This window comes from Pseudomonas sp. P7758, from assembly GCF_013386485.1.
Lineage (GTDB): Bacteria > Pseudomonadota > Gammaproteobacteria > Pseudomonadales > Pseudomonadaceae > Aquipseudomonas.
Map to the genome: position 1 here is coordinate 1 of NZ_JACARS010000152.1, position 17,090 is coordinate 17,090.

Consider the following 17,090-nt stretch of genomic DNA (forward strand, 5'->3'; position numbering starts at 1 on the left):
GAGCGGAACCATAAGCGGCCATCACCCAAATAACGGATATGTACCCAGCCCCCCAAAACCATAAAAAACACACCTGAACCATTGCGCTAACTTGAATCCCCCACAGCACTGCCCCTAGATACGCCGCAACATCAACGCCGCCACCCCACACGCCGCCAACGCCACGCACGCCAGAAAGAACGCATCACTGTAAGCCATCAAAAACGCCTGATGACGAACACTCTGGTCCAGCAGGTTCAGCACCACCTGATGTTCCGGCAATTGATCCTGCAGCACCCCGCCACCGGGAAGCTGCTGTTGCAAGGTCGGGTCAAACAGCGTCACCGACTCGCCAATACGCGCCGAATGCACCCGCTCGCGCACCACCACCAATTGCGCCAGCAGCGCCGTGCCAACCGCGCCCCCCAGGTTGCGCAGCATCGAGAACACCGCCGACGCCGACCCCGCCTGCGCCTTGGCCAGCCCATGCACCGCAAGCACCGACAACGCCACCATGATCAGCGGCTGGCCCATGCCGCGCACCACGATCGAGGGCACGATCACATTGCTGGCGCTGTCCGCCGACAAGTGCGCACCCATCCAGCAGCCCAAAGCCATGATCGCGAACCCCGAAGCCACCAGCATTTTGGCGCTGACCCACTTCATCAGGCGCGGCAAAAACGGCGCCATGATCAGTTGCACCAGACCATACGCGATCAGGCTCACGCCAATTTCGCTGGCGTTGTAGTGCTGCAATTGCGACAGGTAGTTGGGCACCAGGAACACCAGGCCATAGGTACTGGCGCCGAAGATAAACATCGCCACGCTGGCCACCCCAAAGTTGTAGTGGCCCAACAGTCGCAGGTTGATAAAGGCGTGCGCGCCCCATAATTGCCGGGCAACGAAGCCGATCAGGCCCACCACCGCCAGCAGTGTCATCCACACGATAAAGGGCGAGCCGAACCAGTCCTTGCGCCCGCCCTCCTCCAGCACGATCTGCAACGCACCCAGGCCCAGCACCATGCAGCCGATACCCAGCCAGTCGCCCTGGCGCAGCAGGCCCAGCTGCATCGGCTGGCGGTCAATGGACCAGGCCACCGCCGCCAGCAACGCGATCCCCGGGAACAGTTGCAGGTAGAAGATCCAGCGCCAGGAATACGCATCGGTCAGCCAGCCGCCAATCGACGGCCCGGCGGCCTGGGCGACACTGTTGGCCAGGCTGAACAAGGCCATGCCCAGCGGGATCTTGCTGGGCGGCAGCTCGGTGATGATCAGTTGGAATGACAAGGGAATCAGCACCGCCCCGGCCGCGCCCTGCACCACCCGGATCAGGATCATCACTTGCAGGTTGGGCGACAGCGAACACGCCACCGAGGCCACCAGGAATATCCCCGAGCCCCACAGCATCACCCGGCGCAGGGAAAACACCTGCACCAGCCACGCGGTGAGGGGAATCATGATGATCTCCGCCACCAGGTAAGCGGTGGAAATCCACGAACCCTCCTCAAACGTCGCGCCCAGTGCACCTTCGATTTCCGGCAGTGCGGCGCTGGTGACGTGCACGTTCATCCCGGCCATGAAGCAGCCGAACAGCCCGCCGATCACCGCGACCCAGGCGCGAAACGGCACACGCCCTTCAGCCTCCATGGACGTGCTCCTGGCTGGCGGCAGGGCGGGTATCAACCGTGGCAATCACCGACATGCCCGGCAGCACCCGCGACTCACCGGGTTCCAGGCGAATCTTTACCGGAAACCGCTGGACGATCTTGGTGAAGTTGCCGGTGGCGTTGTCCGGCGGCAACAGCGCGAACACGGCACCAGAGCCGGGGGCGATGCTTTCCACTTTGCCGTGCCAATGTGCGCCGGCAAAACTGTCCACCGCGATTTCCACCGACTGCCCCGGCGCCATGTGCTGCAACTGGGTTTCCTTGTAGTTGGCAATCACATAGGCCTGCTCCACCGGCACCACAGCCAACAGCGGCAGGCCGGGCATCACGTATTGCTGGCGCCGGACCTTGCGCTGGCCCACCACGCCATCAAAAGGCGCGCGGATCTCGGTGTCCTTCAACGCATTGCGGGCCAGCGCGAGGTTGGCCTGGGCCTCGCCGATGCGTGCCTGATGCTCGACGATTTGCGCCTGCACCTGTTGCCGGCGTGCCTGCAAGACCTGCAACTGCGCCTGCTGCCGCGCGACTTGGGCGCTGGCCTGGGCCAGGGCCGCCTGGGCCTTGGCCTGGCTGGCGCTGACGGTTTCCAGGTGCTGGGCGCTGGCCACCTGTTGCGCGACCAGTTCACGATAACGCTGGTAATCGAGCCGCGCGCGCCGGGCTTCGGCCTCGCCACTGCTCAGTTCCGCCCGGGCCTGGGCGATGCGTTGCTGTTGCTCGCCCATTTGCGCGTCGAGGGTTTGCACCGATGCCTGCTGTGCGCTCGCTGCTGCTTGCGCCTGTTGCAGTTGCGCCTGGGCGCTGTTCAGACGCTCGGTGAAATCCCGGTCGTCGATACGCACCAGTACATCGCCGGCCTTGACCGGCTGGTTGTCTTCCACCAGTACCTGGGCCACATACCCGGCAATCCGTGGGCTGATGGCGACCCAATCGGCGCGTACATAGGCATCATCGGTTTCTTCCAGAAAACGCCCCCACTGCCACCAATACCCGGCAAAGGCTGCCAGCCCCAGCAACGTAGCGAGCGATGCAGTGGTCACCAGGGTGCGACGATGACGTTGCATAACGGTCAGGCGAATGGGTTCAACAGCCTGGTTCATGGTTTGGCTCCATTGACAGCGACAGATAAGGGGGCGGTTGGATCGTCACGCTGCCAGCCGCCACCGAGGGCCTGGAACAGGTCGATCTGGCGGTTGATCAAGCGCAGGTCGGACTCGGCCACGCGGGCTTCAAGGCCCACCAGGCTGCGTTCGCTGTCCAGCAGTTGCAGGGCATCCAGCGCGCCGGAATGGTAGCCGCGGGAGGCCAGGTCGAAGGCGCGGCGGTTGTTGTCCAGGGCGGCGGCCAGGGCCTGCCCACGCTGCTGTTCGCCCTGGTACAGGGCCATGGCCTGCTCCACCTGCTTCAGTGCGTTGAGCACCGTACCGTCAAACCGTGCCAGGGCCTGGCGCGCTTCGGCCTGGCTCTGCCTGACCCGCGCCTGGGCGACCTGCCGGTTGGGAAAGCGCCAGGACACCAGCGGCCCGACGGAATACACCGTGGCGTAGCGGTCCCCGAGTTTGCCCAGGCTGCTGGCGGACGAACCGAGCATCGCGCCGAAGGTGATCCGCGGGTAAAGCTCGGCGCGGGACAGGCCCACCGTCAAGGTGGCTGCGCGCAATTGCCCTTCGGCGCGGCGGATGTCCGGCCGCCGTTGCACCAGTGCCCAACCCTCGCCCACCGGCAAAGGCGCCTGCAACTGCGGGGCCTGGGTACAGCTGCGTGGCGTGACCTGCTCCGGCGGCAACCCGCTGAGCACGGCCAACTCATACAGCGCGCTGCTGCGCCGGGCCGTGAACATCGGCAACGGTGCCCGGGTTTCTTCGAGCAACCCTTGCAGGCGCGCCAGGTCGAGTTGCGTGGCCGCGCCGGCCTTTTGCAGCTTCTGCGTGACCGCGACGCTCTGCTCCAGCAGCTGCACCGAGTGCGCCTGCACCTGTTCGCGCACACCATAGACGCAGGCCTGGGCATAGGCGCGGGCCGTCTGCGCGGCCACCGTCACCCGCAGCTCATCCTCCAGCGCCCGCGCCACCTGGGCATCCGCCCGTGCCGCAGCGATGCGATAACGCACCTCGCCCCACAAATCGAGGGTGTAGCTCAGGGAAAACTCAGGGGTGTGGCTCCATTCGGCACCGGCATGACGGTTAGTCGCCTGGGCCAGCGTCTGGTCATCGCGGCTGCGACCGTAGGCCAGGCCATAGTCCAGGGAAGTCGACGGCAGGCGCTCGCCGTCTGCCTGTTCCAGCTGCGCCAGCAACGCATCGACATGGGCGGCGGCGGCTTCGAGGTCTTTGTTCTGGTGCAGGGCCCGCGCCACCAGGGCGTCCAGTTGCGGGTCGCGGTACAGCTGCCACCAACGGGCGGGCAACGCCTCGGCCGACTCGGCGGAGAGCCGCGGTGCAGGCTGCGCCGTGACGGTCGACGGTTGACCGGGCACACCAGTGCACCCGGCCAGCACACTCAACAGGGCGATGGGCATCCATGGGTGAAAAGAAGGGCTGTGCATCACAAGGCTCGCTCAAGAAGGAGCCTTGCAGATTAGGCAGATGGCCTGTCCGATTCGCCCGCGTCAGGGCCATGTATCGTCGCTAAACGGACAATAGCGTTACCTGACGCAACACTAAACTCCGGGCCGAAAATGACTTGGCGGATAACCCAGCGACTTGCGAAACATCGCGCTGAACGCACTCGGGCTCTGGTAACCATGCTCCAGCGCCACCTCCAGGATCGACACGCCCTGGGCCAGCAACTTCAAGCTCAGGGCCAACCGCGCACGCTTGCGCCATTCACCGAAACTCATGCCCAACTCCCGCTGGAACACCCGGCTCAGGGTGCGGGCGCTCATGTTCAGGCTGTCGGCCCAGGATTCCAGGCTGCTGTCGTCAGAAGGGTTGCGGATGAAATGCGTGCACAGCCTGGCCAGCCGTGCTTCGCCGGGCACCGGCACGTGCATCGCCACAACCGGCGCGGCGAGCAGTTCCATGCGGATCAACTCGATCATGGCCTGCAGACGCGGGCTGTGGTGCCCGGCAATCTGCGTGGCGGCGACGATCAGCTCCCGCAGCAATGCCGACACTTCAATCACCTGGCAGGTGCGCCCCAGCCCCGGCTCGGCCTCGGGCATGAGGAACAGCGTGCGCATATGCACTTCGCCGGCCATGCGGATCTCGTGCGGGGTTCCGGCCGGCACCCACAGCGCATGCCCGGACGGCACCAGCCAACTGCCCTGGGCGGTGCTGACCACCATCACCCCGGACACACCGTGGATCAATTGCGCCTGGGCGTGGCAATGGGGATGCACCACGTCATCGTTGCGGTAGTTGTCGGCGTAGGCTTCAAGCCACGGGCGGGGTGGGCAGTTCATCGGCTGAGGTCTCGCATCAATCAAGCGTCGATTCTAGCGAAAAGTCCTGTGGCAAAAACGATAGATATAGACAGCCATCGTCGCATTCCAGACAGCCGGTGAACTTGTGGGCCGCCCCGTCAGTCAGCTAGTTGGGCACTCTGAAAAAGGTTGGGTGGGCAATGCGCATTTCGTTGGAGCAACAAGTGGCGCTGGTGACTGGCGCCAGTTCCGGAATCGGCGCGGGGGCCGCCAAGGCCCTGGCCGAGGCCGGAGCCGCCGTGGTACTGAACTACAACGCCCAGGCGGCGCCGGCTGAAGCACTGGCGGCGCAGATCAACGCCAACGGCGGCCGGGCCATTGCGATTGGCGCCGACGTGTCGAAAGAGGCCGATGTGGAGCGCCTGTTTGCCCAGACCCTTGATGCCTTCGGGCACCTGGACATCCTGGTGGCCAACTCGGGCATGCAGAAAGACGCCGCTGCCGTCGACATGACCCTCGACGACTGGAACACCGTGATCGGCGTCAACCTCACCGGCCAGTTCCTCTGCGCCCGCGCCGCGTTGCGCATCTTCAACCGCCAGGGCATCCGCGAAGGTGTTTCCCGGGCCGCCGGGAAGATTATCCACATGAGTTCGGTGCACCAGGTGATTCCCTGGGCCGGGCACGTGAACTACGCCGCGTCCAAGGGCGGCGTGGAAATGCTGATGCGAACCCTGGCCCAGGAAGTCAGCCAGCAGCGCATCCGCATCAACGGCGTTGCGCCGGGAGCGATCCGCACGGCCATCAACCGCGCCGCCACCGAAGGCGCGGCCGAGGTGGAGCTTCTCAAGTTGATTCCTTATGGCCGCGTGGGTGACGTCGAAGACGTGGCCAACGCGGTGGTGTGGCTGGCCAGTGATGCCTCCGACTACGTGGTGGGCAGCACCCTGTTCATTGATGGCGGCATGAGCCTTTATCCGGAGTTTCGTGGCAATGGTTGATCTGAAAAACGAACCACAAAGTGCCATTGATGCCCACGGCATCATCGGCGACATGCGCAGTGCAGCGCTGGTGAACGACAAAGGCAGCATCGATTTTTTCTGCTGGCCGGAGTTCGACAGCCCCTCCATCTTTTGCTCATTGCTGGACTCCCCCGCCGCCGGCATCTTCCAGCTCACGCCGGACCTGCCCGACGCCCGCCGCGAGCAGATCTACCTGCCCGACACCAACGTGCTGCAAACCCGCTGGTTGAGTAATGACGCGGTGGTGGAAATTACCGATTTCTTGACCGTCAGTGAAGAAGTTGACGACCTGCCGATCCTGATTCGGCGGGTGCGGGTGGTCAGCGGCAAAGCGAGCATCCATATGCGCTGCGCAGTGCGTCATGACTACGCCCGCGCCCAGACCCGGGCCACTCAAGATGACGGCGACGTGTTGTTTGAGGCCGCAGACCAACCCGGCCTGCGCCTGACCAGCAGCCACACCCTGCAGTTGGATGGCGACGCTGCCGTAGCATCCTTTGAACTCGACCAGGAAGAAGGCGCCGAGTTTGTCCTCGGCGGGCTGGACGATGCCCGAGTCAAAAACGACTGCACCGACCTGTGCCTGGAGCGCACCCTGAAGTTCTGGCGCGGCTGGATTTCCCAATCCAACTACCGTGGGCGCTGGCGCGAGATGGTCAATCGTTCGGCCCTGGCCTTGAAGCTTTTGACCTCGCGCAAACACGGTGCAATCCTCGCTGCCGCCACCTTCGGCCTGCCGGAAACACCCGGCGGCGAGCGCAACTGGGACTACCGCTACACCTGGATCCGCGACGCCTCGTTCACCGTCTACGCGTTCATGCGCCTGGGGTTTATCGAGGAAGCCAACGGCTACATGCGCTGGTTGAAAGGCCGGGTGGGTGACTGCTGCGATCAGCCGATGAAAATCAACATCCTGTACGGCATCGACGGCCGCCAGGAACTGCCGGAAACCGAGCTGAGCCACCTCAGCGGCCACGGCGGCGCGCAACCGGTGCGCATCGGCAACGAGGCGTACGACCAGGTGCAACTGGATATCTACGGCGAGTTGATGGACGCGGTATACCTGGTCAACAAATACGGTGAGGCCATCTCCCACGAGGGCTGGAAACACACGGTGGAGGTGGCCGACCAGGTCTGCGAAACCTGGAACCACAAAGACGTCGGCATCTGGGAAATGCGCGGTGAGCAGCATCACTTCCTGCACTCAAGGCTGATGTGCTGGGTGGCCCTGGACCGGGCGATCCGCCTGGCGTCCAAGCGCTCGCTACCGGCGCCGTTTGCCCGTTGGGACCAGACCCGCCAGGCGATTTACGCCGATATCTGGAGCAACTTCTGGAACGAAGAACGCGGCCATTTTGTGCAGCATATCGGCAGCACGGCGCTGGATGGTTCGATGCTGTTGATGCCACTGGTGCGCTTCGTTGCGGCGACCGACCCGCGCTGGTTGTCGACACTGGAGGCGATCCAGAAAAGCCTGGTGCGCGATGGGATGGTTTATCGCTATCGCAACGACGACAGCCAGATTGATGGGCTACAAGGCACCGAGGGCGCGTTTGCAGCGTGCTCGTTCTGGTACGTGGAATGCCTGGCCCGGGCCGGGCAAGTGGAGAAGGCGCATCTGGAGTTTGAACAGTTGCTGCGCTATGCCAACCCGCTGGGTTTGTATGCCGAAGAGTTTGATAACCAGGCACGGCATTTGGGCAATACACCGCAGGCGTTGAGCCATTTGGCGCTGATCAGCGCAGCGACGTTTCTGGACCGGAAGTTGAGCGGGGTGAAGACGGTTTGGCAGCCTTGAGCCCGAGCACAATCTGAAGGCAATTGAGTAACCTTGTGGGAGCTGGCTTGCCTGCTCCCACATGACCGCGCCAGACTTGGAGACGAGGTGTACCCGGTGCACAATGCGTGGTCCTTCGATCTATACCAGGATGCCAATGCGCCAAGTCCTACTGATCATCGATGTACAACCCTCCTTCGCCCCGCCCGACTGGCTGGTAATCGGCATCAACGCCTTGCTGGGTCGCATGCCGTCAGTGGCCACCGTAGAGCGCCACGACGAAAACATAACCCCCTTCGCTCGCCAACTCGGCTGGCAACCGGCGCCCGACGACGACAGCCTGATCGCCGCTGACCATATCTTCATCAAACACGGCTATGCGCCCACGCCCGAGACCATCAGCCACCTGAAAAGCCTCGCGCCGGACCGAGTGCTGGTGTGTGGCATCCAGACTGATACCTGTGTGCTGGCGGCCGGGTTTGCGTTGTTTGATGCCGGATTACAGCCCACGCTGATCAGCGATTTGACCGTGGGTTCGTCGCTGGATCGCTCGGGGAAACTGGGCGCGGATTTGTGGCGACACCACTTCAAACATGTCATCAGCCACGCAGAGATTTAAGTCAGCCCCTCACTGTGGCGAGGGAGCTTGCTCCCGCTGGGTCGCGAAGCGGCCCCAAAAAGCTCAACGCCATCTAACTCAAAGAACACAGTCAACAAAACCTGGGGCTGCTGCGCAGCCCAACGGGAGCAAGCTCCCTCGCCACAGGTTATTTGGCAAACATCATCGTTACCACAAGGCTCGTATTGATCGGCGCTCTGCCGACGCATTACTCGGCGTCACTGCCAGCCTGGTCGCCGACGGAAACATCAGTCACGTTAGGCGCCACGTTGTATCGCGGGCCAATGGAAGTCGAGGGCGGCGAGTGGATGTGCCAGGTGCGCGACCCTTGGGGTAATTGCATCGGCTTGCGCCAGGCCGGTCTAGACAAGTCAAGCAATTGCAGCCTTTCGAACCACACTCGGTAACCCGCTTGGTCTACAGTTCCAACACTTTCCCTCCACCCTCGGAGCCTCCATGCCTACCCTTCACATCCGCACGCCCATGCTCGATATCGCCTACGAAACCCATGGCCCGGAAGGCGGTGAGGTGGTGATCCTGCTGCATGGCTTCCCCTACGACCCTCGTGGCTATGACGAGATCGCCCCGGTGGTCGCCGCACGTGGCTACCGGGTATTGGTGCCGTACCTGCGCGGTTATGGACCCACGCGCTTTATCAACGAACAGGTGATGCGCTCCGGCCAACAAGCAGCGCTGGCCAAGGATTTGCTGGATTTCATGGATGCCCTGTCCATCGAAAAAGCCACGCTGGTGGGCTATGACTGGGGCGGACGCGCGGCGTGTATCGTTGCGGCGCTTTGGCCTGAACGGGTGCGCGGCCTGGTGACGGGCGATGGCTACAACATTCAGGATATCGCTGCGTCGACCAAGCCTCGGGCGCCGGAAACAGAGCATCGGCTGTGGTATCAGTTTTACCTTCATACCCAACGGGGTGTCGACGGACTGACCGCCAACCGGCGTGAGTTCTGCCAGTTGCTGTGGGCGCTCTGGTCGCCGTCCTGGGCCGAAGGGCCGAGCCTGTATGGCAAGACAGCGCCCTCGTTTGATAACCCGGATTTTGTCGAGGTGGTGGTCCATTCCTACCGTCATCGCTTCATGTACGCGCCGGGTGATCCGGCGCTGGAAAGCATCGAGCAGGCCCTGGTGCAGCCACCGCCGATTTCAGTACCGAGCATCTCGTTGTGCGGCGCTGATGACGGCGTAGGTCCGGCTCCGGTTGAAGATGACGACCTGGAAAATTTCAGCGGGTTTTATCGGCGCGAGGTGTTGGCCGGCGTGGGCCACAACATTCCCCAGGAGGCGCCCCAGGCAACCCTTGAGGCGATTTTCGAGCTGCTGAGCCTCAGCCCCCAGCCGAAATCCTGAAGCTGAACACGCTGCCCTGCCCCACCACGCTTTCAGCCCACAGGGTGCCGCCGTGGGCTTCGACGATGCCGTGGGAGATGTACAACCCCAGCCCGCTGCCGGTGGGGTTGCCCTCGCGTGAGGTCCAGTAGCGGTCGAAAATATACGGCAGTTGCGCCGGGTCGATGCCGATGCCGTTGTCGCATACCCGAAACAGCACTTCGTCCCCCGCCGCCTCGGCAATCACCTCGATCACTCCGCCCACCGGGGTGAATTTCAGGGCGTTGCCCAGTAAGTTGGAAAACACCTGGAACAAGCGCTCCGGGTCGGCCTGGGCACTCAGCCCGTCCACTGAGCGCCAAGTCAGGTCCACACCCTTGGCAGCCGCCAGCGGTTGCCACATCGAACAGATCTGGTCCAGGGTTGCCGCCACATCGAGCCGTTGCAGCGAAACGCTGTAGCGCCCGGCCTCGATGCGCGAAATATCGATCAGGTCTTCCAGCAGCGTGTTCATGCGGGCGGTGGCGTTTTGCATGGTTTCAATCGCGGTGGAGAGGCGCCGGTTCGCCTTGTTGTCCTCGGCGGGCACCATGCTGCGCATCATGCCGCATTGCATCAGCAGGATGGTCAGCGGGCTGCGCAGGTCATGGGAGACCACCGCCACCAGCTCGTCACGCGCCCGCACCGCAGCATGTTCGCGTTGCACCTGGCGCGCCAGGTCATGCTCCAGGGCATTGCGCCGCAGGCTCTCCGCCGCCTGTAGCTCCGACAGCGACCAATACAGCGCCTTGCCATCGACCTGCTGCTTCCACAACTCAAACGACAGGCGCGGGCTCAAGGTCGTGCTGCCCGGTTCCTGATGTTTGACCGGCTGGCCGCTCCACTCCACCGAGGACTGGACCTCCGGGCGAAACCACATCACCGCGTTGTCCACCGGCTTGGGCAGGCAGAACGCCAACAGGCCGCTGGCATGGGCCTGGTAGGCCGCCGCCGGGGGAAAGTCCACCGACAATTGATGGCTGTGCACCACGCCTTTGCCCTGTCCGCGCACCCACTGGTACAAGGCGTGGATTTCAGCACGTGCAGGGCAAACGCCGAACACATGCAGGCGCTCTTCCACCCGTATCGCCAGGCCACCGGCGGCGGTCAGGTTCAGCAGCGTTTGCGCATAGGGCAACAGGCTTTCCATCACATCGCACTGGTCCGCGGTCATGGCGGCGACCAACTCTTCGACCATGGCGGCCTTGTCACGTTGTTGGCGGCGCTCCTGCTGCTCCTGGAGCAACGTGATCTGCATCGACAACAACTGGCCGATGCTGGTGCACGCCGTGCGCAGTTCATGGGGCACGCGCAACGGCTCACGGTGACCACAGGTGATCAGGCCCCAGAGCTGGTCGTCCTTGAGCAACGAAATGCTCATGGAGGAACGCACGCCCATGTTCTTCAAATAATGGCAGTGCACCGGGGACACGCTGCGCAACACGGCGAAGCTGAGGTCCAGGGGCTGGCCGTTGTCGGGGCGCAGGGCCGGCAGGATCGGCACCGGCTGGTACTCGGCGTCGGGAATCGCGCGGATCCAGTTCAGCCGGTACAGCTCGCGGGCCTGGGGCGGGATGTCCGACGCGGGAAAACATAATCCCAGGTACGGCTGCATGCCGTCGCTGAGGGCCTCGCCAATCACTTTGCCGTGGCCTTCCTGCTCGAAGCGGTACAAGGTGACCCGGTCATAACCGGTGAGGCTACGAATCTCGGTCACGCTGATCTGGTACAAGCTGTCGAGCGTCTTCGCCGACTGCAAGCGGCGCAGCGTTCGGGACAGCTGCTTCACAGCGCTGTGCTCAAGCGTGAGGCTCCGCTCCAGTTCGAGAAACAGCAGGCCTTGATGACGATGCAGCAGGATGTCGTAGGCGTAGCCATCCAGCGTCAGTTGATGCACGTCCTCCTCAAAGGCGTCCAGGTCTGCCAGGGCACGACTCACCTGTACTGCCGCTTCGCTGCCCAGCACACTGGCTAGCGCCTGGCCCGACAGGCGTTGCGCGTCCAGGCCCAGCGCGACGCTCAGGTTGCTGCTGGCTTGCAGCACCTCAAGCGCCGGTTCGCTCAGCGTCAACAACAACCCGTGAGGCTGGATCGAGCCGGGGATATGGATGGGCTCGCTGGCGCAATCGTCGATCAGCGTATCGACCGTGGTCATCGCAGCACCCCGCAGCGGTCCAGCCACTGCTCGAAACACAGGAAGGTCGACTCGGCGACCTTCACCGCCTCCACGCGCTCGTACGCGGTTCGCAGCGGGTAAAGGCACGCCATAAAGCGCTGCCACAGGGCGCTGGTCTCGGCCCCGTACACATTCATGAACGCGCCGCCATTGGTGGAGCCCACGCCAATCTTGATCTCGATCAGGTCGCGCAACACCTGGCCGCCGAGGGTGGCGCCTTCCAGCACATAGAGGGCGCCCAAGGCCTGGGCCACGTTGGTGATGGCGGGCAGTTCGGGGCATATCGGCAAGGCATCGATCTGCAGGTTTTCCAGGCCCAGCGCCCGCAAATCCGCCTGCAAGTACGGAGTTTTGCTGCGCCGCCCCCACTCCAGGTCCGGGATGATCTCGCCCCACGGCGCCAGGGCGCGCTCCAGCGGTTGATAGAAGCCGTAGTAGGCGCTCATCAACTCGCGGTACAACGCCAGGTCCATGCGGGAAAACGGCAGACGGGTATCGAGGCGTCGGTGCAGCGCAGCGGTCGCCGCACGTAGTTCGACAAGGACAGGAGGTAGTGAATTCATGAGCTGTGCGCACGCCGGGAAGGTTCAAAACCGCGACGTAGAGGCCTGGGATCAAGACACTGCGCAATGGACTGTGAGTAACATAGCACCTTGATACAAAAACGTACCTATTCGTTCAAACAGGCTTCGCTTCAACCGGGTGAGGAAAACCGTTCACGATAGGCCTGGGGCGTGATCGATACCGCTCGCAGGAAGCTGCGGCGCATGGTTTCTTCGCAGCCAAAGCCGCAGTGCACGGCGATGCGCTTGATCGACGCGCTGCTGTCCGCCAATTGCCGGCGGGCGGTTTCCACACGGATCAACTCGACCGCCCGCGCGGGGGTCTGGCCGGTCTCGCTGCGGTAGTGGCGCACGAAGCTGCGCTCGCTCATGCCCGCCTGGGCGGCCAGTGTGGCAACGTTCAAATCGAGGGTCAGGTGTTCGGCGATCCAGGCGTGCAGCTCCGCAAAACGGCTACCGCCCTTTTGCAGGGACAACGTCACGCTGAACTGCGATTGCCCACCGGGGCGCTTGAGAAACACCACCAGGTGCCGCGCCACTTCCAGGGCCACGGCGCGACCCAGGTCCTCCTCCACCAGCGCCAGGCACAAGTCGATACCGGCGGTCACGCCGGCGGAGGTCCACAGGTTGCCCTGCTGGATGAAAATCGGATTGGCCTCCACCGTCAGCTGTGGGTACTTGCGCGCGAGTTCTTCGCAGCGCGTCCAGTGGGTCACCACGCGGCGGCCGTCGAGCAAACCGCTGGCGGCCAGCAGAAAGGCGCCGGTACACACCGAAGTCATGCGCCGGGCCTGGGTGGCTTTTTGCCGAACCCAGTCCACCAGCGCCGGGTCTTCGGCGGCGCCGTACACCCCCCAGCCGCCGGCAATCACCAGTGTGTCGCACGGGGCATCGGCAGGCGGCAGTGGCTCGGCCACCAGGGCCAGGCCCGCCGAGGTCATCACCGGCTCGGCCTGCGCGGCGATCACACTGACCGCATAGGGCAACGGCAAGCCCTGCTGGCGCGCCAGGTCATTGGCCGAGGCAAATACTTGCAAGGGCCCGGTGACGTCGAGCACCTGCACATTGGGAAAGGCGAGAACGTTGATGATTCTGGGCATGTTGGCGTAATTCGTGGGCTCAATGGCGTATGCGCCAAAGCCTAGGTGACTAGAGTGAAGCCGTCCATCCCTTTATCAGGAGCAGTCCCCATGACCTTGCAGATCGGCTTTTTGTTGTTCCCCGGCATCCAGCAACTGGACCTCACCGGGCCCTACGACGTGTTGGGATCGCTGCCGGATGTGAAACTGCACCTGGTGTGGAAGGACCTGGCGCCGGTCACCTCCAGCACCGGGTTAGTGTTTACCCCCAGCACCACCTACGACGCGTGCCCGACGCTGGATGTGATCTGCGTGCCCGGCGGCTCGGGGGTTGGGGCGCTGATGGAAGATGAGCAAACCCTGGCGTTTCTCAAGGCACAAGCACATACCGCACGTTACGTGACCTCGGTGTGCACCGGCTCCCTGGTGCTGGGTGCCGCGGGCTTGCTGCGCGGGCGTCGCGCGACCACTCACTGGGCCTACCACGACCTGCTCGCACCGCTCGGTGCGATCCCGGTGCAGGAGCGCGTGGTGCGTGACGGCAACCTGTTGACCGGTGGCGGGATTACCGCCGGGATCGACTTTGCCCTGACCCTGGCCGCCGAGCTGTACAGCGAGGCGGCAGCGCAACTGGTGCAGTTGCAGATTGAGTACGCCCCGGCGCCGCCGTTCAATGCTGGCCGGCCGGAAACCGCACCGCCGCATGTACTGGAAGAAGCCCGCAAGCGCACCGCCGAGTCGCGCAAGACCCGGGGTGAAATCGTGGCACGGGCGGCAGCCAGGTTGGGTTAAGCGTTCGCCCGTCCGTGGCGGTCGGCGGGCACCAAATGCCCGATGGTGCCGTCCCCATACGCCCGCTCCACTTTGGAAATCACCACGTGATAACCGCCGTACCAGCGGCGGTATAGGCGCTTGGCTTCCAGGTGGGTCGGGTGGCTGGCAAAGGCGCGAATGGAGGCCTCGTCACGCCAGTAATAACTGGCGTTGATCAACCCGCCATCCGCCGAACGCCACGACTCGGCCCCCACGTATCCCGGCAGCCTTGCTGCCAGTGCGTCGATCAGATTCGTGAGGCGCTGGAACTCGTCATCCCGTTCGCCGGGCTTGTAGATAAAGGCTGCGATATACATGGGTAACGTCCTTTTATGAGTGATGTTTCACGTCGGGCGAGACATCAATGCCAAGCGCACGGCCAGCACCATCAGCACGGTTGCCAGGCCCCATTTCTGTAAGCCTGCGCTCCCCGGTTTGCCGGCAAAAAACCGGCTCACCGCCCCGCCAAAAATCCCCAGCACGGCATGAAACACACCGCTGATCAGCGTCAGGATGATCCCCAGTTGCACCAGTTGCAGCGCGATGGGGCCCGCCTCGGGGCTGACGAATTGCGGCAGGAACACCATGAAAAACAGCAGCGCCTTGGGGTTGAGCAAACTGTTGAGCATGGCCCGCACAAACACCCGGCCCAGCGGCACGCGGCTGACGTGGGCCGTGTCCAGGGCGGGCGTTTTCTGCAGGGTCTTGAACACCAGCCACAGCAGGTACAACACCCCGGCGTAGCGAATCAGGTCGAAGGCCGGCGGCCAGCTGGCGACCAGAGCGGTCACGCCGGTTGCGGTCAGTGCCGTGAGCAGCAGGTCCGCCACGCTGATGCCCAACCCGGATGCCACCCCGCCACGCCAGCCATAGGTCACACCGTGGCTGATGACGAAGGCCATGTTCGGGCCCGGGGATAACAACAGCAGCAGGACTGCGCCAGAGAACACAGCCAGGGTTGCGAGGTCGATCATGCTCAAGCCATCCGCCGGGAAAGCCTGTAGATTAATCAGCCCACCTGATACAAACAAAAAATTGATCTAGATACACTTTACACAGGAACGCACCATGGCTCAGGTTCGCTACAAACTGATCGTCGATGAACTGGCCACGCGGATTCGCGCCGGCCAGTTGCCGCCGGGTACCCAGTTGCCGACCCTGCGTAGCCTGATGAACAGCCATCGCATCGCCCTCGCCACTGCCTTGCGGGTGTACAGCGAACTGGAGGCCAGCGGCCTGGTGGTGGGTGAACCGGGACGCGGGACGTTTGTGCGCGACACCACGTTGCTGCGGGGCATGGGCCTGGTGCAACAACCGCTGCAACCGGGCACCGTGGACCTGAGCCTCAACTACCCCTCGTTGCCGGGCCAGGCCGAGATGCTGCGCGACGGTTTGCGTGCCATTGCCGCCTCGGGCGACCTCGATGCGCTGCTGCATTCCGCGCCGCAAGGTGGCCGCGCCCATGAACGACAGACCGCCGCGCGGCACCTGCGCAATCGGCAGATTCGCGTGAGTGGCGAGCAAGTGCTGATCGTCAACGGTGCGCAACAAGGCCTCGCCGTCAGCCTGATGGCGCTGCTGCAACCGGGGGATGTATTGGCGGTGGATGCGCTGACGTATCCCGGGTTGAAAACCCTGGCCCAGTCCCAGCGCATCGACCTGGAGCCGCTGCCGCAACCGGCTGGGCATACGGATCTGGATGCGCTGGAGGCTTTGTGCAAACGGCGCCCGGTGCGGGCTTTTTATTGCATGCCCACGTTGCACAATCCGCTGGGCACGGTGATGGGTGAAGCCGACCGCGAGCGCCTTGCAGCGTTGGCTGAACGCTACGATTTTCTACTGATCGAAGACGGCGCCTACGCCTTTCTCGCCGAGCCCGCACCGAAGCCGTTGTTTACTTATGCGCCGCTGCGCACGGTGTATGTGTCTGGCCTTTCGAAGAGTGTGGCGTCGGGGTTGCGGGTGGGGTTTATCGTCGCGCCCAAGGCGTGGGTGCCGGCGCTGGAGCAAGCGATCCGTGTCTCGACCTGGAGCACGCCGACGCTCACGGTAAACCTGGCGTGCCGCTGGATAGAATCCGGTGCAGTGGATGCACTGGAAGAGCACAAGCGCCAGGATGCGCGCCAACGCCAGGCGCTGGCCCGGGAGGTCTTGCGAGGGTGTGAGGTGATTGCGCATCCGGCGTCGTATTACCTGTGGCTGGTGTTGCCGGAAGGTCTGCGGGCGGATGCAGTGGTGGCTGCGCTTGAGGGCCAGGGTGTGCGGGTCACCAGTGCCGAGCCGTTTGCCTGTACGGCCCATGTGCCGCATGCGTTGCGGGTGGCGCTGGGGTCGATTGACTTGGCGACGTTGAGAATAGCCTTGGGGAAAATTCGCGAGGCAATTCGGATATGAATAAAGGGCCAGCAGGGTAAATCCCTTTGATTTGCGGGACATTTCCGAGACAATCTTTCGGCCTTGTGCCTGCCGGAACCGGTGGCTAGTCTTCGCCCCGTCACTGCTCATCAGTGATCGGGTTTAGTCGCCCGGGTCTTACATGGCGCATGGTTCTCATGAAGTTTTATGGTGGCTATGCGTAGGGCGCCTTCGGGTGCGCCGGTTTTCCATGTGGCCGGTCGACTAACCTGCGCATAGCCGCCACCCTCGTT

Annotated in this window: 16 protein-coding genes; 6 read left to right on the forward strand and 10 right to left on the reverse strand. The window is 63.6% G+C overall.

From position 1 onward, the window contains the following. Positions 1-114: 114 nt before the first annotated feature. The 4 genes from HX873_RS27165 to HX873_RS27180 form a co-directional block, all read right to left on the reverse strand. Positions 115-1,626 (reverse strand): MDR family MFS transporter, encoded by a 1,512-nt coding sequence (locus tag HX873_RS27165; protein ID WP_177029340.1) that lies wholly within the window; start codon positions 1,624-1,626, stop codon positions 115-117. After that, complete coding sequence (locus tag HX873_RS27170; RefSeq protein WP_177123478.1) at positions 1,616-2,746, reverse strand: HlyD family secretion protein; 1,131 nt, start codon at positions 2,744-2,746, stop codon at positions 1,616-1,618. Before HX873_RS27170 ends, HX873_RS27165 begins: the two co-directional genes overlap by 11 nt. Next, entirely contained in the window at positions 2,743-4,191 is a 1,449-nt protein-coding gene (locus HX873_RS27175) for an efflux transporter outer membrane subunit (RefSeq protein WP_177036745.1), read from the reverse strand. The genes HX873_RS27170 and HX873_RS27175 overlap by 4 nt, the downstream gene beginning before the upstream one ends. A 114-nt stretch (positions 4,192-4,305) precedes the next feature. After that, on the reverse strand, positions 4,306-5,049 hold the full coding sequence (locus HX873_RS27180) for a helix-turn-helix domain-containing protein (protein ID WP_102605376.1): 744 nt from the start codon (positions 5,047-5,049) through the stop codon (positions 4,306-4,308). Positions 5,050-5,210: 161 nt separating this feature from the next. Here HX873_RS27180 and HX873_RS27185 point away from each other — a divergent pair, with 161 nt between their 5' ends. The 3 genes from HX873_RS27185 to HX873_RS27195 all read left to right on the forward strand — a co-directional run bounded on the left by HX873_RS27185 (position 5,211) and on the right by HX873_RS27195 (position 8,428). Next, on the forward strand, positions 5,211-6,011 hold the full coding sequence (locus HX873_RS27185) for a glucose 1-dehydrogenase (RefSeq protein WP_003208175.1): 801 nt from the start codon (positions 5,211-5,213) through the stop codon (positions 6,009-6,011). Further along, positions 6,004-7,830, forward strand: coding sequence for a glycoside hydrolase family 15 protein (locus HX873_RS27190; RefSeq protein ID WP_177040808.1), 1,827 nt, complete (start codon positions 6,004-6,006; stop codon positions 7,828-7,830). Before HX873_RS27185 ends, HX873_RS27190 begins: the two co-directional genes overlap by 8 nt. Positions 7,831-7,966: 136 nt before the next feature. Then, positions 7,967-8,428, forward strand: coding sequence for a cysteine hydrolase family protein (locus HX873_RS27195; protein WP_087695347.1), 462 nt, complete (start codon positions 7,967-7,969; stop codon positions 8,426-8,428). Positions 8,429-8,636: 208 nt separating this feature from the next. Here HX873_RS27195 and HX873_RS31870 read toward each other — a convergent pair whose 3' ends face one another. Then, entirely contained in the window at positions 8,637-8,771 is a 135-nt protein-coding gene (locus tag HX873_RS31870; RefSeq protein WP_256344300.1) for a hypothetical protein, read from the reverse strand. Between the two features lie 113 nt (positions 8,772-8,884). On the opposite strand from HX873_RS31870, the gene HX873_RS27200 reads away from it, so the two are divergent. Further along, positions 8,885-9,793, forward strand: coding sequence for an alpha/beta fold hydrolase (locus tag HX873_RS27200; protein ID WP_177123479.1), 909 nt, complete (start codon positions 8,885-8,887; stop codon positions 9,791-9,793). On the opposite strand, the gene HX873_RS27205 is transcribed toward HX873_RS27200, so the two are convergent. From HX873_RS27205 to HX873_RS27215, 3 genes are all read right to left on the reverse strand, one after another. Next, complete coding sequence (locus HX873_RS27205; protein ID WP_087695344.1) at positions 9,771-11,966, reverse strand: ATP-binding protein; 2,196 nt, start codon at positions 11,964-11,966, stop codon at positions 9,771-9,773. The two genes, HX873_RS27200 and HX873_RS27205, sit on opposite strands and share 23 nt — an antisense overlap. Continuing rightward, complete coding sequence (locus HX873_RS27210; protein ID WP_043225183.1) at positions 11,963-12,550, reverse strand: biliverdin-producing heme oxygenase; 588 nt, start codon at positions 12,548-12,550, stop codon at positions 11,963-11,965. Before HX873_RS27210 ends, HX873_RS27205 begins: the two co-directional genes overlap by 4 nt. 131 nt (positions 12,551-12,681) lie before the next feature. After that, entirely contained in the window at positions 12,682-13,650 is a 969-nt protein-coding gene (locus tag HX873_RS27215; RefSeq protein WP_177036734.1) for a GlxA family transcriptional regulator, read from the reverse strand. Positions 13,651-13,740: 90 nt separating this feature from the next. Between HX873_RS27215 and inhA the strand changes: the two genes are divergently transcribed. Continuing rightward, complete coding sequence (gene inhA / locus HX873_RS27220) at positions 13,741-14,421, forward strand: isonitrile hydratase (protein ID WP_177040814.1); 681 nt, start codon at positions 13,741-13,743, stop codon at positions 14,419-14,421. On the opposite strand, the gene HX873_RS27225 is transcribed toward inhA, so the two are convergent. Beyond that, complete coding sequence (locus HX873_RS27225) at positions 14,418-14,759, reverse strand: antibiotic biosynthesis monooxygenase (protein ID WP_003208192.1); 342 nt, start codon at positions 14,757-14,759, stop codon at positions 14,418-14,420. The two genes, inhA and HX873_RS27225, sit on opposite strands and share 4 nt — an antisense overlap. Positions 14,760-14,786: 27 nt before the next feature. Beyond that, a complete protein-coding gene (locus HX873_RS27230; RefSeq protein WP_087695340.1) occupies positions 14,787-15,416 on the reverse strand; it encodes a LysE family translocator in 630 nt (209 codons plus the stop codon). 94 nt (positions 15,417-15,510) lie between these two features. Here HX873_RS27230 and HX873_RS27235 point away from each other — a divergent pair, with 94 nt between their 5' ends. Next, a complete protein-coding gene (locus HX873_RS27235) occupies positions 15,511-16,836 on the forward strand; it encodes a PLP-dependent aminotransferase family protein (protein ID WP_008434545.1) in 1,326 nt (441 codons plus the stop codon). The last annotated feature ends 254 nt before the right edge of the window (positions 16,837-17,090 follow it).

What these genes read in the sequence shown, in the direction of transcription:
- HX873_RS27165 (WP_177029340.1), bottom strand. Translation starts at nt 1,626, where the DNA reads ATGGAGGCTGAAGGGCGTGTGCCGTTTCGCGCCTGGGTCGCGGTGATC.
- HX873_RS27170 (WP_177123478.1), bottom strand. Translation starts at nt 2,746, where the DNA reads ATGAACCAGGCTGTTGAACCCATTCGCCTGACCGTTATGCAACGTCAT.
- HX873_RS27175 (WP_177036745.1), bottom strand. Translation starts at nt 4,191, where the DNA reads ATGCACAGCCCTTCTTTTCACCCATGGATGCCCATCGCCCTGTTGAGT.
- HX873_RS27180 (WP_102605376.1), bottom strand. Translation starts at nt 5,049, where the DNA reads ATGAACTGCCCACCCCGCCCGTGGCTTGAAGCCTACGCCGACAACTAC.
- HX873_RS27185 (WP_003208175.1), top strand. Translation starts at nt 5,211, where the DNA reads ATGCGCATTTCGTTGGAGCAACAAGTGGCGCTGGTGACTGGCGCCAGT.
- HX873_RS27190 (WP_177040808.1), top strand. Translation starts at nt 6,004, where the DNA reads ATGGTTGATCTGAAAAACGAACCACAAAGTGCCATTGATGCCCACGGC.
- HX873_RS27195 (WP_087695347.1), top strand. Translation starts at nt 7,967, where the DNA reads ATGCGCCAAGTCCTACTGATCATCGATGTACAACCCTCCTTCGCCCCG.
- HX873_RS31870 (WP_256344300.1), bottom strand. Translation starts at nt 8,771, where the DNA reads ATGCAATTACCCCAAGGGTCGCGCACCTGGCACATCCACTCGCCGCCC.
- HX873_RS27200 (WP_177123479.1), top strand. Translation starts at nt 8,885, where the DNA reads ATGCCTACCCTTCACATCCGCACGCCCATGCTCGATATCGCCTACGAA.
- HX873_RS27205 (WP_087695344.1), bottom strand. Translation starts at nt 11,966, where the DNA reads ATGACCACGGTCGATACGCTGATCGACGATTGCGCCAGCGAGCCCATC.
- HX873_RS27210 (WP_043225183.1), bottom strand. Translation starts at nt 12,550, where the DNA reads ATGAATTCACTACCTCCTGTCCTTGTCGAACTACGTGCGGCGACCGCT.
- HX873_RS27215 (WP_177036734.1), bottom strand. Translation starts at nt 13,650, where the DNA reads ATGCCCAGAATCATCAACGTTCTCGCCTTTCCCAATGTGCAGGTGCTC.
- inhA (WP_177040814.1), top strand. Translation starts at nt 13,741, where the DNA reads ATGACCTTGCAGATCGGCTTTTTGTTGTTCCCCGGCATCCAGCAACTG.
- HX873_RS27225 (WP_003208192.1), bottom strand. Translation starts at nt 14,759, where the DNA reads ATGTATATCGCAGCCTTTATCTACAAGCCCGGCGAACGGGATGACGAG.
- HX873_RS27230 (WP_087695340.1), bottom strand. Translation starts at nt 15,416, where the DNA reads ATGATCGACCTCGCAACCCTGGCTGTGTTCTCTGGCGCAGTCCTGCTG.
- HX873_RS27235 (WP_008434545.1), top strand. Translation starts at nt 15,511, where the DNA reads ATGGCTCAGGTTCGCTACAAACTGATCGTCGATGAACTGGCCACGCGG.